The organism is Opacimonas viscosa (assembly GCF_024199005.1).
GTDB classification, from domain to species: domain Bacteria; phylum Pseudomonadota; class Gammaproteobacteria; order Enterobacterales; family Alteromonadaceae; genus Opacimonas; species Opacimonas viscosa.
This window is the reverse complement of the sequence record NZ_JANATA010000145.1, coordinates 1-270: the sequence shown is the minus strand read 5'-3', so window position 1 is coordinate 270 and position 270 is coordinate 1. Positions and strand designations below refer to the sequence as shown.

Sequence of the window (270 nt, the reverse complement as noted above, 5' to 3'; positions counted from 1 at the left end):
AGGCTACCAGGCATTGCTGCAGGCCATGGCAAATGACGACATGGCAGGCGTTGCACAAGCGGCTTTAGATATCGGCTTAATGCAGTCCAACCACAGCGAATCGCAACAAGCCACGGTTGTTGCGTTAGGAAAACTGGCCTGTGAGTCCCTGTACCACGATGGCCCCTATGACTTTGGCAACACCGATTTGCTCACCCGGGTTCAGGCGATGGGTATGCAGCTCAGTTTCGACGAAGATTTCTGGCATATCCCCCCCGTCGACGCCATTTT

The 270-nt window shown here is 54.4% G+C and carries 1 pseudogene; it reads left to right on the top strand.

From position 1 onward, the window contains the following. Positions 1 to 270: pseudogene (locus NLF92_RS13045) on the top strand (ABC1 kinase family protein); the annotation flags it as partial.